A 15,553-nucleotide genomic window follows, 5' to 3' on the forward strand; every position below is an offset into this window, starting at 1 on the left:
AGAAAGATGTCTTTAAAAGATAGATTTGATAGATTTATAGATTATTTTACAGAAGATGGAGAAGATGTTGCTACTACTTATCAGCCTAAAGCTGAGGAACCGATTGTGGCTCCAGTTTCTTCCGTAAAAGAGTTGCCTCAACAAGCTGCGACTGCGCCATCTAAAGAAAAAAACATTACTCGTCTTCATGCCCGTCAACAAGAATTGGCTATGCAAAGTCAACGTTCTACTGATAAGGTGACGATTGATGTTCGTTATCCACGCAAATACGAAGATGCTACAGAAATTGTTGATTTATTAGCTGGTAACGAAAGTATTTTGATTGATTTCCAATATATGACAGAAGTTCAAGCTCGTCGTTGTTTGGACTATCTGGATGGGGCACGTCATGTTTTAGCTGGTAACATGAAAAAGGTAGCATCTACTATGTACCTACTGACGCCAGTTGATGTTGTCGTCAATATTGAAGATATCAAAATTCCAGATGAATCACAAAATGGTGAATTTGGTTTTGATATGAAACGTACGAGAGTGAAATAATGCTCTTTCTAATTCGTTTTATTCAAAATGCAGTGGATATCTATTCACTGATTTTAGTCGTTTTTGCTCTGATGTCTTGGTTCCCCAATGCTTATGAATCGCGTCTAGGTCGCTTGATTATTAGCTTAGTGAAACCGATAATAGCTCCTTTACAACGTTTACCCCTTCAGATTGCAGGACTTGACTTGTCTGTCTGGATTGCGGTTTTATTAGTGCATTTTTTAGGGAACCAATTGATTCGACTTTTAGTGATGTTTCTATGAACAAGATGATCTATCAGCACTTTTCTAAGAATGATTTGTCTTTTATTGATAAGGGAGCAGAATGGATAAAAAAGGTAGAAGACTCTTATTCTCCGTTTTTAACACCTTCTGTAAATCCTCATCAGGAAAAGATTTTAAAAGTTCTAGCCTCAACGAACGGCATCTCCTACATGAGCAGTCGGCAGTTTCTTGAAACTGAATACGTGCGGATACTCCTGTATCCTGATTATTTTGAACCCAAATTCTCTGATTTTGAACTATCCTTGCAAGAAATAGTTTATTCTAATAAGTTTGAACGTTTAACGCATGCAAAAATATTAGGGACTGTTTTAAATCAGCTGGGAATTGATAGGAAGCTGTTTGGTGATATCTTAGTCAATGAAGAGAGAGCACAGATTATCATTAATCGACAGTTTACTCTCCTTTTCCAAGACGGCATTACGAAAATTGCCCGTCTACCTGTTCGTCTAGAAGAACGGGATTTTGCTGAGAAAATTGCTACAGTAGAAGATTATCAAGAATTGGATATTTGTATCGCTAGTTCTAGATTAGATGTTTTCCTAGCGGGGGTCTTCAAACTGTCAAGAAATCAGGCAAATCAGTTAATTGAAAAGCAGGCAGTTCAAGTTAATTACCATTTAGTTGAAAAATCAGATTATACAGTTCAAGTTGGTGACTTGATTAGTGTAAGGAAATTCGGTCGATTAAAACTCGTTAGAGATAATGGGCAAACAAAAAAAGATAAAAAGAAATTAACGGTCCAATTGTTATTAAGTAAGTGAGGAAAAATATGCCAATTACATCGTTAGAAATCAAAGATAAAACCTTTAACACACGCTTCAGAGGGTTTGATCAAGAAGAAGTAGATGAATTTTTAGATATTGTAGTCCGTGATTATGAGGATTTAGTTCGCTCTAATCATGATAAGGATTTACATATTAAGAGTTTGGAAGAGCGTTTGTCTTACTTTGATGAGATGAAAGATTCATTAAGCCAGTCTGTATTGATTGCACAAGATACAGCTGAACGAGTAAAACAAGCTGCAGCTGAACGTTCAAATAATATTATCCATCAAGCAGAGCAAGATGCGCAACGTTTGTTGGAAGAAGCTAAATACAAGGCTAATGAAATTCTTCGTCACGCAACGGATAATGCTAAGAAAGTTGCAGTTGAAACAGAAGAATTGAAGAACAAGAGCCGTGTCTTCCACCAACGTCTCAAATCAACAATTGAGAGCCAGTTAGCAATTGTTGAATCATCAGATTGGGAAGACATTCTTCGCCCAACAGCGACTTATCTACAAACAAGTGATGAGGCCTTTAAAGAAGTGGTTAGCGAAGTTTTAGGTGACTCTGTCTTACAACAACATTCAGAGGAAGAACCAATTGATATTACTCGCCAGTTTTCTCCTGAGGAAATGGCAGAGTTGCAAGCGCGTATCGAAGCGGCTAATAAGGAACTTGCAGAAGTTGAAGCAAGAGCTACACAAGAACAGGTTGTTTCACCAGTTCAGGCTGTTGAGGAAAGTCCAGCTCATCCAGTTGGTCCGATGTATGAAGAGCCAGAAGTAGCCCCAAGTCATTACTCAGGCCCAACACCAGCTACTGAAGCTGTAAACTCAGAACCAGGATTTGTGGCACCGCAAGAATCTGTTACAATTTTATAAGAAATGATCTGAGAACAATATCTTATCCTTATATTTCCAGCGAGCAGGAGATGGTGTGAGTCCTGTAATCCCTATTGATAAGATTATCCTCTCAAATAATCAAGTCTGAATGGAGTAAGATTTGACGTTCCCCACGTTACGGGATAAGAGGAAAAAAGCTGAATCTTTTTTCGAATAAAGGTGGTACCACGATTTTCGTCCTTTTTGGAAGTCGTGGTTTTTAATTTGTTATTATTTATAAAGGAGATACCATGAAACTCAAAGATACTCTTAACCTTGGGAAAACAGCTTTCCCAATGCGTGCAGGCCTTCCTACCAAAGAGCCAGTTTGGCAAAAGGAATGGGAAGATGCAAAACTTTACCAACGTCGTCAAGAATTGAACCAAGGAAAACCTCATTTCACCTTGCATGATGGCCCTCCATATGCAAACGGAAATATCCACGTTGGACACGCTATGAACAAGATTTCAAAAGATATCATTGTTCGATCAAAATCTATGTCAGGTTTTTACGCACCATTTATCCCAGGTTGGGATACTCATGGTCTGCCAATCGAGCAAGTTTTGGCAAAGCAAGGTGTTAAGCGCAAAGAAATGGACTTGGTTGAGTACTTGAAACTTTGCCGTGAATATGCTCTTTCTCAAGTAGATAAACAACGCGAAGACTTTAAACGTTTGGGTGTTTCTGGTGACTGGGAAAATCCATATGTGACCTTGACTCCTGATTATGAAGCAGCACAAATCCGTGTCTTCGGTGAAATGGCTAACAAGGGTTATATCTACCGTGGTGCTAAGCCAGTTTACTGGTCTTGGTCATCAGAGTCTGCCCTTGCTGAAGCAGAGATTGAATACCATGATTTGATTTCAACTTCCCTTTACTATGCCAATAAGGTGAAAGATGGCAAAGGTGTTCTAGATACAGATACTTACATCGTTGTCTGGACAACTACTCCATTTACTATCACAGCATCTCGTGGTTTGACGGTTGGAGCGGATATTGATTACGTTTTGGTTCAACCTGCTGGTGAAGCTCGCAAGTTTGTAGTAGCTGCAGAATTATTGAATAGCTTATCTGAGAAATTTGGCTGGTCTGATGTTCAAGTTTTGGAAACTTACCGTGGTCAAGAATTGAACCACATTGTAACAGAACACCCATGGGATACAGCTGTAGATGAGTTGGTGATCCTTGGTGACCATGTTACGACTGACTCTGGTACAGGTATTGTCCATACAGCCCCTGGTTTTGGTGAGGACGACTACAATGTCGGTATTGCTAATGGTCTTGAAGTCGCAGTCACTGTTGACGAACGCGGTATCATGATGGCCAATGCTGGTGCTGAGTTTGAAGGTCAATTCTATGACAAGGTGGTTCCAACTGTTATTGAAAAACTTGGCAACCTCCTTCTTGCTCAAGAAGAAATCTCTCACTCATACCCATTTGACTGGCGTACTAAGAAACCAATCATCTGGCGTGCGGTTCCACAATGGTTTGCCTCAGTTTCTAAATTCCGCCAAGAAATCTTGGATGAAATTGAAAAAGTAAAATTCCACTCAGAATGGGGTAAAGTCCGTCTTTACAATATGATCCGTGACCGTGGTGACTGGGTCATCTCTCGTCAACGTGCTTGGGGTGTTCCACTTCCTATCTTCTATGCTGAAGACGGTACAGCGATTATGACTGCTGAAACGATTGAACATGTGGCTCAACTCTTTGAAGTACATGGTTCAAGTATTTGGTGGGAACGTGATGCTAAGGACCTCTTGCCAGAAGGATTTACTCATCCAGGTTCTCCAAATGGTGAGTTCAAGAAAGAAACAGATATCATGGACGTTTGGTTTGACTCAGGCTCATCATGGAATGGAGTTGTAGTAAACCGTCCTGAGTTGACTTACCCAGCAGATCTTTACCTTGAAGGTTCTGACCAATACCGTGGATGGTTCAACTCTTCACTTATCACATCTGTTGCCAACCATGGCGTAGCGCCTTACAAACAAATCTTGTCACAAGGATTTGCCCTTGATGGTAAAGGTGAGAAGATGTCTAAATCTCTCGGAAATACCATTGCTCCAAGCGATGTTGAAAAACAATTTGGTGCTGAAATCTTGCGCCTCTGGGTAACAAGTGTTGACTCAAGCAATGACGTACGTATCTCTATGGATATTTTGAGTCAAGTCTCTGAAACTTACCGTAAGATTCGTAACACTCTTCGTTTCTTGATTGCTAACACATCTGACTTTAACCCAGCTCAAGATGCAGTCGCTTACGATGAGCTTCGTTCAGTTGATAAGTATATGACGATTCGCTTTAACCAGCTTGTCAAGACCATTCGTGACGCTTATGCAAACTTTGAATTCTTGACAATCTACAAGGCCTTGGTAAACTTTATCAACGTTGATTTGTCAGCCTTTTACCTTGATTTTGCCAAAGATGTTGTCTACATCGAAGGTGCCAAATCATTGGAACGCCGTCAAATGCAGACTGTTTTCTATGACATTCTTGTCAAAATCACCAAACTCTTGACACCAATCCTTCCTCACACTGCGGAAGAAATTTGGTCATATCTTGAGTTTGAAGCAGAAGACTTCGTTCAATTGTCAGAATTGCCAGAAGCGGAAACATTTGCTAATCAAGAGGAAATCTTGGATACATGGGCTGCCTTCATGGACTTCCGTGGACAAGCTCAAAAAGCCTTGGAAGAGGCTCGTAATGCAAAATTAATCGGTAAATCACTTGAAGCACACTTGACTGTTTATCCAAACGAAGTGGTGAAAACATTACTCGAAGCAGTAAACAGCAATGTAGCTCAACTTTTGATCGTGTCAGACTTGACCATTGCAGAAGGACCAGCTCCAGAAGCTGCTGTTAGCTTCGAAGATGTAGCCTTTACAGTTGAACGCGCTGCAGGCCAAGTATGTGACCGTTGCCGTCGTATCGACCCAACAACAGCAGAACGTAGCTACCACGCAGTCATCTGTGACCACTGTGCAAGCATCGTAGAAGAAAACTTTGCAGAAGCAGTCGCAGAAGGATTTGAAGAGAAGTAAGGTTGTTGTATGATATTGAGAAGGAAAAGGATTACCAAACAGTCCTTTCCTTTTGGTTTTGACTAGCTTTTTTGTGAAAAATTGTGTAAAATAGAATAGATAAACGAGGGGAAACCTCGGAAAATTTAAAGGAGAATCCATCTAATGGTAAAATTGGTTTTTGCTCGCCACGGTGAGTCTGAATGGAACAAAGCTAACCTTTTCACTGGTTGGGCTGATGTTGATTTGTCTGAAAAAGGTACACAACAAGCGATTGACGCTGGTAAATTGATCAAAGAAGCTGGTATTGAATTTGACCAAGCTTACACTTCAGTATTGAAACGTGCTATCAAAACAACGAACTTGGCTCTTGAAGCTTCTGACCAATTGTGGGTTCCAGTTGAAAAATCATGGCGCTTGAACGAACGTCACTACGGTGGTTTGACTGGTAAAAACAAAGCTGAAGCTGCTGAGCAATTTGGTGATGAGCAAGTTCACATCTGGCGTCGTTCATACGATGTATTGCCTCCAAACATGGACCGTGATGATGAGCACTCAGCTCACACAGACCGTCGTTACGCTTCACTTGACGACTCAGTAATCCCAGATGCTGAAAACTTGAAAGTGACTTTGGAACGTGCCCTTCCTTTCTGGGAAGATAAAATCGCTCCAGCTCTTAAAGATGGTAAAAATGTATTCGTAGGAGCTCATGGTAACTCAATCCGTGCCCTTGTAAAACACATCAAAGGTTTGTCAGATGACGAAATCATGGACGTAGAAATCCCTAACTTCCCACCATTGGTATTCGAATTCGACGAAAAATTGAACGTAGTTTCTGAATACTACCTTGGAAAATAAAAAATTGTAAGTCTAGAATTGATTTCTAGGCTTTTTGTTTTTGTTCCCAGTTTTCAACTATTTGAAAAAGCGATATAATGATATTAATACTCAATGAAAATCAAAGAGCAAACTAGGAAGCTAGGCGTAGGCTGCTCAAAACACTGTTTTGAGGTTGTGGATAGAACTGACGAAGTCAGCTCAAAACACTGTTTTGAGGTTGTAGATAAGACTGACGAAGTCAGCTCAAAACACTGTTTTGAGGTTGTAGATAAGACTGACGAAGTCAGTAACCATACCTACGGCAAGGTGAAGCTGATGTGGTTTGAAGAGATTTTCGAAGAGTATAAATATGAAAGAAAGAGAAAATGATATGGCTTATATTGAGATGAAACACTGTTACAAGCGTTATCAGGTTGGGGACACGGAGATTGTGGCCAATCGTGATGTGAATTTTGAGATTGAAAAAGGGGAGCTGGTGATTATCCTTGGTGCGTCAGGTGCTGGCAAGTCAACAGTTCTTAATCTTCTCGGGGGGATGGATACCAATGACGAGGGGGAAATCTGGATTGATGGTGTCAATATTGCAGACTATAGTTCCTACCAGCGCACCAATTACCGTCGTAATGATGTGGGGTTTGTTTTTCAGTTTTACAATCTAGTTTCCAATTTGACTGCTAAGGAAAATGTGGAACTGGCTTCTGAAATCGTAACAGATGCCTTGGATCCTGAGAAGGTCTTGATAGATGTAGGTCTGACTCATCGTATCAATAATTTCCCAGCCCAGCTTTCTGGAGGGGAGCAACAGCGAGTCTCCATTGCACGCGCGGTAGCTAAAAATCCTAAACTTCTCCTTTGTGATGAACCAACTGGAGCCTTGGATTATCAGACGGGCAAGCAAGTCTTGAAAATTCTCCAAGACATGTCTCGTCAAAAGGGAGCGACGGTGATCATTGTGACTCATAATAGCGCGCTAGCTCCTATTGCGGATCGCGTGATTCATATGCATGATGCCAGTGTCAAGGATGTGGTGATTAACCAGCATCCTCAGGATATTGACAGTTTGGAGTACTAGCATGATCAAACGAAAAACCTATTGGAAGGACTTAATTCAGTCCTTCACAGGCTCCAAGGGGCGTTTTTTATCCATCTTGACCTTGATGATGTTGGGCTCTCTAGCCCTAGTAGGTCTCAAAGTGACTAGCCCCAATATGGAGGCGACTGCCAATGCTTATTTCACAACTGCTCAAACCTTGGATTTGGCAGTCATGTCTAACTATGGCTTGGATCAAGCAGATCAAAAAGAACTAGAACAGATGCAGGGTGCAGAGGTTGAGTTTGGCTATTTGACAGATGTGACTATGGATAATGGGCAGGATGCCATTCGGCTGTACTCCAAACCAGAGCGAATTTCAACCTTTCAGATAAGAGAGGGACGACTTCCGCAGTCAGACCAGGAAATCGCTTTGGCAAGTCATCTGCAGGAGCAATACAGTGTGGGACAGGAGATTAGTTTTAAAGAAAAAGAAGGCGGTCATTCCTCTTTAAAAAACCATACCTATACCATTACTGGTTTTGTGGATTCGGCTGAAATCCTTTCCCAGCGAGATATGGGCTACGCAGGAAGTGGAAGTGGGACTCTGACAGCCTATGGGGTGATTTTACCTAGCCAGTTTGATCAGAAAGTCTACAATATAGCTCGTTTGAAATATCAAGATTTAGCAGGCTTAAATACTTTTTCAGAAACTTATGAAGAGAAATCCAAGCAACATCAGGAAGACCTTGAACAAGCTTTATCAGATAATGGCAAGGCACGTTTGCAACTCTTGAAAAAAGAAGGACAAGAGTCTCTAGACAAAGGTCAAGAGACCCTTGACAAGGCTGAGACTAATTTGCAGGAAGGCAAGCGTCGTTTAGTAGCTGCTCAAGCTCGTATACAGGCTCAAGAAAGTCAACTAGCCTTGCTTCCTCAAGCCCATAGAGAGCAGGCTAGTGCTCAACTTACCCAAGCCAAGCAGGAATTGAGCAAGGAAGAGGACAAACTAAAGCAGGCTGAACAAAATCTAGCCCAAGAAAAGGAAAAATTAGAAAAACATCAGCAAGTCTTGGATGATTTGGCTGAGCCAAGGTATCAGGTCTATAATCGTCAGACCATGCCTGGCGGTCAAGGCTATCTCATGTACAGCAATGCTTCAGCCAGTATTCGAGCAGTGGGCAATATCTTTCCGGTAGTGCTTTATGCCGTAGCAGCCATGGTGACCTTTACCACCATGACTCGCTTTGTGGATGAAGAACGAACACATGCAGGGATTTTTAAGGCCTTGGGTTATCGTAGCAAGGATATTATTGCCAAGTTTCTCCTTTACGGTCTAGTAGCTGGGACTGTCGGAACAGCTCTAGGTAGTATACTTGGCCATTATTTACTAGCCAGTGTGATTTCAAGTGTCATTACAAAAGGCATGGTGGTGGGAGAAACCCAGATTCAGTTTTATTGGACCTATAGTTTGCTGGCTCTTGGTTTAAGTTGGTTGGCGAGTGTCTTACCAGCCTATCTGGTGGCTCGGAGGGAACTTCACGATGAAGCAGCCCAGCTTTTACTGCCTAAACCACCTGTCAAAGGAGCTAAAATCTTACTGGAGCGCATCGGTTTTATCTGGCGTCGTCTCAGTTTTACCCATAAGGTAACAGCCCGCAATATCTTCCGTTATAAGCAGAGAATGTTGATGACGATCTTTGGTGTGGCTGGTTCAGTCGCTCTGCTCTTTGCAGGCTTGGGAATCCAATCCTCTGTAGCAGGAGTTCCGTCTAGACAGTTTCAACAAATCCAACAGTATCAGATGATTGTCTCTGAAAATCCTAGTGCGACCAATCAAGACAAGGTAGAGCTAGAAGAAGTGTTGAAAGGGCAGGATATCCAAGCCTACCAGAAAATCTATTCTAAAACGCTAGACAAGGATTTCAAAGGCAAGGCTGGTCTTCAGAATATCACCCTTATGATGACAGAGAAAGAAGATTTAACTCCTTTTATCCATCTGCAACATCATCAGCAGGAGCTGACTTTAAAAGATGGTGTTGTCATCACAGCTAAACTAGCCCAGTTGGCAGGTGTTAAGGTTGGACAGACTTTAGAAATTGAAGGTAAGGAGCTAACGGTCGCTGCCATTGCTGAGAACTACGTTGGTCACTTTATTTATATGAGTCAAGCTAGCTATGAACAAATTTACGGACAGCTACCCCAAGCCAACACTTATCTGGTTAGGCTAAAGGATTCTAGTGCGCCTAGTATCGAAAGTCAGGCAGGCTTACTTATGAATCAAGCTGCGGTGTCCAGTGTTGTTCAAAATGCTTCAGCCATTCGACTCTTTGACTCTGTCGCTAGCTCACTCAATCAGACCATGACCATCCTGGTCATCGTGTCGGTTCTATTGGCTATTGTTATCCTCTACAATCTGACCAATATCAATGTGGCTGAGAGAATCCGTGAACTTTCTACTATCAAGGTGCTCGGCTTTCATAATAAAGAAGTCACTCTTTACATTTATCGTGAGACGATTGTCTTGTCCCTTGTGGGAATCGTACTTGGTTTGATCTCAGGTTTCTATTTACACCAATTTTTGATTCAAATGATTTCGCCTGCGACTATTCTCTTTTATCCGCAGGTAGGTTGGGAAGTCTATGTAATCCCAGTGGCAGCAGTAAGCATTATTTTGACCCTGCTCGGTTTCTTTGTCAATCATCATCTGAGAAAGGTTGATATGTTAGAAGCCTTGAAATCTGTAGAGTAATACTATTCGAAAATCTCTTCAAACCAGATCAGCTATATCTACACCCTCAAAACAGTGTCTTGAGTAGCCTGTGGCTAGTTTCCTAGTTTGCTCTTTGATTTTCATTGAGTATAAGGTAGTTGTTTTTATCTGATTGAACTTATATTTACTCGTAAATCATGACCACCCGTCAAACGGGTGGTTTGTCCCAGGACTATAAGCCCAAATTACCAGCCAGCGCCTAAAGACGCTGGCTTTCACGTTGTTCAAGCCTCATTGCTCTTGACTCGTCACTTGCCTCTCAAAGAGGCTTTAGTATTACTTACCACTATCCCTAAAGGAATCTTCACATAATTATAAGGCTGATAGTATTAATTTCACTATCAGCCTTACAGGTTATTTAACGTTTCAGAAAAACTATAATGTCAAGATTAACTAAACAGTATCTAATTCCTTCAAATAATTTTCTATCTTCATCAACATTAAAGGATTGTTATAAATCTTACATAACTCTCTTGCTTCTATATAATAATTTTTGACTTGTTCTCTGTCTAGAAATTTGGCTCCAGCATTTCCTACAAGAATAAGTAGAGGAGCCAGTTGGTAGCTTGTCTGTCTTTGTTTACAGAGTTCAATCGTCTCAAGAGCTTCTTGGATGGCTTCGTTATATTTTTCCTTCGACACTAGGTAGTGAGCGTAGTTGTAACGAACTCTGATGTACCCAAATAAAAACTCTTGATGCTCAAAATTTTTTGTCTGATATAACTCCATCAAATGAGAGTAGTTTGCCTCATATTCTTGTTCACGACCCACTAAGGAATAGAAATTAGATAGAGTATTCAAGGCCTTTAAATAAATCAGAGTATTTGAAGAGACTTTTAATAATATATTTTCCAATGAAGAAATAGCCTCACACTTACTGTCATATTGATAGAAGTCAATAATAGCTTTAATCCATTCAAGGTAAGCTCGGTCTTCTAGTGTTAGAAAGGTGCTTCGCTCAATCTCTATTTTATAAATATATTCCAAATTGTCATAATTTCTGTCACCTAATAGTCGAGCAGATAATTTCTTGAAATTAGAGAGGTTAGATTTAATTTCAATTTGTTCATTAAAAAAATAATCTAATGGTACTTCAAGTCGTTGTGATAGTTTGAACAAAAGGTCTGCGGAGGGAATGAAATGCCCTCTCTCAATTTTACTAATCTGGCTTTGTTCACAAATTCCTTCTGCAAGAGTTTGTTGGGAGAGTCTCAACTCTTTTCTTTTCAATCTGAATTTCTCTGCGAGTGTATTCATTAAAGATAATAATCCTTCCTATTTGCTTAATTTCATTATAAAATTTTTAGTTCAAAATAGCAAGTTAAAGAAATAAATAATTCTTTATGGTAATAAAAAAACAAAAAAGTCAAAAATTACATAAAAATGCTTGGCTAAATAAAATATATCTGTTAAAATAAAAACAAGGAAACAGAAAAGGGTTTCATTGCATGAGAAAAAAACGTGGAATTAAAAAATTAGTTACATTTGCATTGCTAGGTGTTTTTACGTTTAGTAACACAATTCCTTACCAACAGTTATTCAGAAGAATAGACAATTGGAAGTTCGAGTACAATCACAAAAGAAGTCCAATGGACTTGATGTTGGGAAGGCTGATTGATTTCGTATTACTTTAAAATTCAACTATTTAGAGAAAGGTATTCTTATGAGAGCTTGTAACAATACCAGATAGATATAAGAATGGAGATGTTTGATAAAATGCTTTCATAGCTAACCAACTGTTGAAAATTATGAGTTACAAAATCTAAAGTATTTAAGATTAGTTTATAAAATTAGGTCTCTGCCTGTAGAAAGGAACGTGCAGTTAGAAAGGAGGAAAAAATAGGATACTATAATTCAGACTGAGATTTCTAATTAAAATATGTAGTTGCATTTTGCTCATTTTATAATATTTCATTTAGAGGAGTAATAATATGTTAAAAATTAGAAAAGTAGTTGCATCCTCCCTTGCCGTTTTGGCATTTAGTTTAACTCTTCCTGTTTTGGCAGTTTCTCACCGTGGTGGCGAGTGGACCTATGGAGGCCATCATGATCCAAATAATTGGGGAGCATTTTCGAATTATTATCATGGTTCACGGGATCACTGGACCTATGTTGGAAGTAATGGACGTGACAATCAAAAAACAGCTTATGCAGGAGCACGTAGTGCGGCCTATGCGTTTGTTAATACAAATTTTGGGGAGCAAGTTACATTTGATGCGGGATGGTAAAGAATAATTGAAGAAGATTCTTTTATCAATAGTTTAGTAAGCTTGTTAGTTTATAGAGGGCAGGGGTATTTCTGCCCTCTGCTTTAGAATAAGGAATGCACTATGAAAAAATTATTTATACTCATATCCAACCTGCTTGCTAGTTTGTTCTTTGTTTGGGTATTTACCATTTGGACTGATACATATGTCTCCCATTATTACCCCAACGTTGTTGTACGTGATTCTTCCCCTGAAACAACTTTTCAGCATGTTGCTACACGCTTGGGAAAACTAGCAGAAGAAACGGATAGCTTTATTGCGATTCAACACCAAGATCCTAACTCAGAAGGTACTACAGTTTTTTCTTATACGACCTTTGGGAACGGAAAGTTGCCTGATGGGCTTCAGGAAAAAAATCTAGAAGATGCTCAAAGTAGTAGTGTTGAAACAAACTATTTTGTATTCGATGGAAACCTAGATATTCACTTGCTAAGGGAGGAGCTAAGTCAACTTGGCTTGACTAACATGCACCTGACAATTCCATCTAAACTATCTACGTTAATGGCTATCTTTAGTAACGGATTTCAGTTAATCAGTTTATTGATTTTCATCTTAACCTTTGTAGCACTGACTTTAATTAGTCAAATTAGCCAATTACGGTCGTCGGGCATTCGCCTCATTTCAGGAGAGAAACGATGGTCCATTTTCCTTAGACCAGTTGGTGAGGATTTGAAAGGGATAGCTGTTGGTTTCAGTTTAGCTGGCGTGCTCGCCATTCTTATGCAAAAAATTCTGTCGCTTCCAACGCAATCCCTAATGACCATAGGAGCAGGCTTGCTCAGTTATAATCTCATCTTGTTGTCGATCTCCCTGTTTTTCGCTCAACTCTTCGCAGTTGGGATAAAAAAGATACACCTGATGCAGATTATAAAAGGGCAAGTGCCTGTCAGAGGAATCATTAGTTTAATTTTAATCGGTCAACTATTAGCGATTATTATTGTAACGCTGGGAATAGGGAGTAGTTTAAAGTATTCCCAAGCCTGGCAACAGCATCGGATTGGACAAGAGGTTTGGAGTCAGGAAAGGCAACTGACTATCCTATCAATCAGCCGTGAAGGAACGAGTCCTGGTTTTGATGAACAAGCTCAAAGAAAACTCAGAACTTGGTATCAATTGATGGATCTGGCTGTTTCAGAACAAAAGGCTTTCTTATCTAGACACCAGTTAATTGACCGTACTTTGCAAAATGGCATGGCTTCCTCCAAAAACTTGACAACCTCTACAGAATGGCACGATTACAGCCCGAATGGCAATGTCCTTATCGTCACACCGCAATACTTGGAGCGTCAAAACATTCCTGTAGATACAACTATTGAGCAAAAGATGAATCACCTTGATGTAGGGGAGTTTGTCTTATTACTGCCTGAACACCTCCGTTCAGAGGAAGAACATTATAAATCTGTTTTTGAAGACGACTTAACCAGTCGCATGTCTAGTCAAGATGAACGACAGCAAATGACTGCTACGGTAGGTTATTTGGAATCAGGTCAGGATCGTTTTGTGTATAATACGACCCCTATTTCTTACCAGCAGTTTTTGAAAGATCCAATCATCATTGTTATAACACCCCAATCAACTGGTCCACAGTCCGTTTTGTTTTGGGTAGACGCAGTACAGAACTACGTTCTCTTTAATCAATTGTCTGATGCCCAGGAGCTTATCCAGAGACAAGGCATTGAAAATTGGGTCTCAGAAATGCAAACAGGTTACCACAACTACATCACATTATCGGATAATATCCAGAGGGAACGTTGGGTAATGCTAGCAGGAGCTGTGCTTGGGATTGCAACTTCAATCTTGTTGTTTAACACTATGAATAGGCTCTACTTTGAAGAATTTAGACGTGCTATTTTTATCAAACGCATTGCAGGTCTCAGGTTCTTAGAAATCCATCGCACTTATCTCTTTGCTCAACTGGGTGTGTTTTTACTGGGATTTGTTGCGAGTGTATTTCTTCAGGTAGAGATAGTAGTTGCTTTCTTAGTCTTGTTACTCTTCACTGGTCTATCTCTTTTACAGTTACATGTCCAAATGCAGAAAGAAAACAAGATGTCCATGCTTGTTTTGAAGGGAGGTTAATATGATTGAACTTAAACAGGTGAGTAAATCTTTTGGAGAACGAGAGTTATTTTCGAATCTTTCAATGACATTTGAGGCTGGAAAAGTCTATGCCTTAATTGGTTCAAGTGGTAGCGGTAAAACAACCTTGATGAACATGATTGGGAAATTAGAATCTTATGATGGGACGATTTTTTACCGAGGTAAAGACTTGGCAAATTATAAATCGAGTGATTTTTTCCGTCACGAATTGGGCTACCTCTTCCAGAACTTTGGCTTAATTGAAAACCAAAGTATTGAAGAAAACCTTAAGCTAGGTCTCATTAGTCAAAAGTTGAGTCGGTCGGAACAGCGGTTGAGGCAGAAGCAGGCTTTAGAACAGGTCGGCCTGGCTTATCTTAACCTAGATAAGCGCATCTTTGAGTTATCGGGCGGAGAATCGCAACGGGTTGCCTTGGCAAAAGTTATCTTAAAGAATCCACCCCTTATTCTGGCAGATGAGCCAACAGCTTCAATAGACCCAGCAACCTCTCAGTTGATTATGGAGATTTTGCTATCTCTTCGAGATGATAATAGGCTAATTATTATCGCAACACATAATCCGGCAATTTGGGAGATGGCTGATGAAGTGATCACGATGGATCGTCTGAAATAAAAATCCTTGTTTTTAATTGCACGATGAGTTACTGAAATATTATCATGAATCAATAATTGGAGTTAATTTAGAATTGTACTTTATTAATATTGAGGTAACTTTTTCTTGATAAAGGAAGAAATAGTGGAGAGGAAGTTAGATTGAAAAAATTCGACAATTATATTATTGAGAAGCCTTGCGATTCTAATTCAGATAAACTGCAAAAAATCTCAATAATTGAAAGTTTGGTAGATGATGTTTTGCAATTTTCTCTCAGAATCAATAATAGTGTAAGAGATATTTTCCTCCTACAACCGTTTCAAAAGAAATATTTACCCATTGGGAGAAGATGTTGCAGTGGATAATGTGTTACTCACTGAAAAATATAATTTTCAACTAAAAGATTTTGAAGGATTCATTTCAAAATAAACAATAATTAAAGAATAAGAAAAATCCTCC

Annotated in this window: 13 protein-coding genes and 2 pseudogenes; 14 read left to right on the forward strand and 1 reads right to left on the reverse strand. The window is 39.7% G+C overall.

What is annotated here, in order from left to right; all coding sequences use genetic code 11:
• Nucleotides 1-6: 6 nt before the first annotated feature.
• The 9 genes from CJ239_RS09295 to CJ239_RS09340 all read left to right on the forward strand — a co-directional run bounded on the left by CJ239_RS09295 (nt 7) and on the right by CJ239_RS09340 (nt 10,114).
• Nucleotides 7-540 carry a cell division protein SepF gene (locus CJ239_RS09295; protein WP_102211353.1) on the forward strand — a complete coding sequence of 178 codons (534 nt, stop codon included), beginning with the start codon at nt 7-9 and terminating at the stop codon, nt 538-540.
• Nucleotides 540-803, forward strand: a complete 264-nt coding sequence (locus tag CJ239_RS09300) for a YggT family protein (protein ID WP_042900552.1) — start codon at nt 540-542, stop codon at nt 801-803. Before CJ239_RS09295 ends, CJ239_RS09300 begins: the two co-directional genes overlap by 1 nt.
• Complete coding sequence (locus tag CJ239_RS09305; protein ID WP_102211354.1) at nt 800-1,585, forward strand: RNA-binding protein; 786 nt, start codon at nt 800-802, stop codon at nt 1,583-1,585. The genes CJ239_RS09300 and CJ239_RS09305 overlap by 4 nt, the downstream gene beginning before the upstream one ends.
• Before the next feature lie 8 nt (nt 1,586-1,593).
• Nucleotides 1,594-2,469, forward strand: a complete 876-nt coding sequence (locus CJ239_RS09310) for a DivIVA domain-containing protein (protein WP_042900554.1) — start codon at nt 1,594-1,596, stop codon at nt 2,467-2,469.
• Between the two features lie 251 nt (nt 2,470-2,720).
• Nucleotides 2,721-5,513: an isoleucine--tRNA ligase gene (ileS, locus tag CJ239_RS09320; RefSeq protein ID WP_102211355.1), complete on the forward strand. Its 2,793-nt coding sequence runs from the start codon at nt 2,721-2,723 to the stop codon at nt 5,511-5,513.
• Between the two features lie 144 nt (nt 5,514-5,657).
• The gene (locus tag CJ239_RS09325; RefSeq protein ID WP_000240129.1) at nt 5,658-6,350 is read left to right on the forward strand and encodes a phosphoglycerate mutase; all 693 of its coding nucleotides are present in this window, start codon (nt 5,658-5,660) and stop codon (nt 6,348-6,350) included.
• Nucleotides 6,351-6,443: 93 nt separating this feature from the next.
• Entirely contained in the window at nt 6,444-6,701 is a 258-nt protein-coding gene (locus tag CJ239_RS12265) for a hypothetical protein (protein ID WP_042900556.1), read from the forward strand.
• A gap of 1 nt (nt 6,702) precedes the next feature.
• Nucleotides 6,703-7,404, forward strand: coding sequence for an ABC transporter ATP-binding protein (locus CJ239_RS09335; RefSeq protein ID WP_102211370.1), 702 nt, complete (start codon nt 6,703-6,705; stop codon nt 7,402-7,404).
• A 1-nt stretch (nt 7,405) separates the two neighbouring features.
• Nucleotides 7,406-10,114 carry an ABC transporter permease gene (locus CJ239_RS09340; RefSeq protein WP_102211356.1) on the forward strand — a complete coding sequence of 903 codons (2,709 nt, stop codon included), beginning with the start codon at nt 7,406-7,408 and terminating at the stop codon, nt 10,112-10,114.
• A gap of 414 nt (nt 10,115-10,528) precedes the next feature.
• Here the strand turns inward: CJ239_RS09340 and CJ239_RS09350 are convergent, their stop codons facing one another.
• The gene (locus tag CJ239_RS09350; protein WP_102211357.1) at nt 10,529-11,392 is read right to left on the reverse strand and encodes a helix-turn-helix domain-containing protein; all 864 of its coding nucleotides are present in this window, start codon (nt 11,390-11,392) and stop codon (nt 10,529-10,531) included.
• 191 nt (nt 11,393-11,583) lie between these two features.
• On the opposite strand from CJ239_RS09350, the pseudogene CJ239_RS12270 reads away from it, so the two are divergent.
• From CJ239_RS12270 to CJ239_RS09375, 5 genes and pseudogenes are all read left to right on the forward strand, one after another.
• Nucleotides 11,584-11,753 (forward strand): annotated as a pseudogene (locus CJ239_RS12270) (PhrA family quorum-sensing system peptide).
• 313 nt (nt 11,754-12,066) lie between these two features.
• Complete coding sequence (locus tag CJ239_RS09360) at nt 12,067-12,363, forward strand: lactococcin 972 family bacteriocin (RefSeq protein ID WP_102211358.1); 297 nt, start codon at nt 12,067-12,069, stop codon at nt 12,361-12,363.
• Nucleotides 12,364-12,465: 102 nt separating this feature from the next.
• Nucleotides 12,466-14,481, forward strand: a complete 2,016-nt coding sequence (locus tag CJ239_RS09365; RefSeq protein WP_102211359.1) for a DUF1430 domain-containing protein — start codon at nt 12,466-12,468, stop codon at nt 14,479-14,481.
• Nucleotide 14,482: 1 nt separating this feature from the next.
• A complete protein-coding gene (locus tag CJ239_RS09370) occupies nt 14,483-15,115 on the forward strand; it encodes an ABC transporter ATP-binding protein (RefSeq protein ID WP_102211360.1) in 633 nt (210 codons plus the stop codon).
• Between the two features lie 140 nt (nt 15,116-15,255).
• Nucleotides 15,256-15,414: pseudogene (locus tag CJ239_RS09375) on the forward strand (competence protein ComA); the annotation flags it as partial.
• Nucleotides 15,415-15,553: the final 139 nt, after the last annotated feature.

It is taken from the genome of Streptococcus sp. UMB0029 (assembly GCF_002871495.1).
Taxonomy (GTDB): Bacteria; Bacillota; Bacilli; order Lactobacillales; family Streptococcaceae; genus Streptococcus.

Bases quoted from the DNA above. Each gene is read 5' to 3' on its own strand.
- CJ239_RS09340 (WP_102211356.1), top strand. From the start codon at position 7,406: ATGATCAAACGAAAAACCTATTGGAAGGACTTAATTCAGTCCTTCACA.
- CJ239_RS09325 (WP_000240129.1), top strand. From the start codon at position 5,658: ATGGTAAAATTGGTTTTTGCTCGCCACGGTGAGTCTGAATGGAACAAA.
- CJ239_RS09360 (WP_102211358.1), top strand. From the start codon at position 12,067: ATGTTAAAAATTAGAAAAGTAGTTGCATCCTCCCTTGCCGTTTTGGCA.
- CJ239_RS09305 (WP_102211354.1), top strand. From the start codon at position 800: ATGAACAAGATGATCTATCAGCACTTTTCTAAGAATGATTTGTCTTTT.
- CJ239_RS09370 (WP_102211360.1), top strand. From the start codon at position 14,483: ATGATTGAACTTAAACAGGTGAGTAAATCTTTTGGAGAACGAGAGTTA.
- CJ239_RS09310 (WP_042900554.1), top strand. From the start codon at position 1,594: ATGCCAATTACATCGTTAGAAATCAAAGATAAAACCTTTAACACACGC.
- ileS (WP_102211355.1), top strand. From the start codon at position 2,721: ATGAAACTCAAAGATACTCTTAACCTTGGGAAAACAGCTTTCCCAATG.
- CJ239_RS09335 (WP_102211370.1), top strand. From the start codon at position 6,703: ATGGCTTATATTGAGATGAAACACTGTTACAAGCGTTATCAGGTTGGG.
- CJ239_RS09365 (WP_102211359.1), top strand. From the start codon at position 12,466: ATGAAAAAATTATTTATACTCATATCCAACCTGCTTGCTAGTTTGTTC.
- CJ239_RS12265 (WP_042900556.1), top strand. From the start codon at position 6,444: ATGAAAATCAAAGAGCAAACTAGGAAGCTAGGCGTAGGCTGCTCAAAA.
- CJ239_RS09350 (WP_102211357.1), bottom strand. From the start codon at position 11,392: ATGAATACACTCGCAGAGAAATTCAGATTGAAAAGAAAAGAGTTGAGA.
- CJ239_RS09295 (WP_102211353.1), top strand. From the start codon at position 7: ATGTCTTTAAAAGATAGATTTGATAGATTTATAGATTATTTTACAGAA.
- CJ239_RS09300 (WP_042900552.1), top strand. From the start codon at position 540: ATGCTCTTTCTAATTCGTTTTATTCAAAATGCAGTGGATATCTATTCA.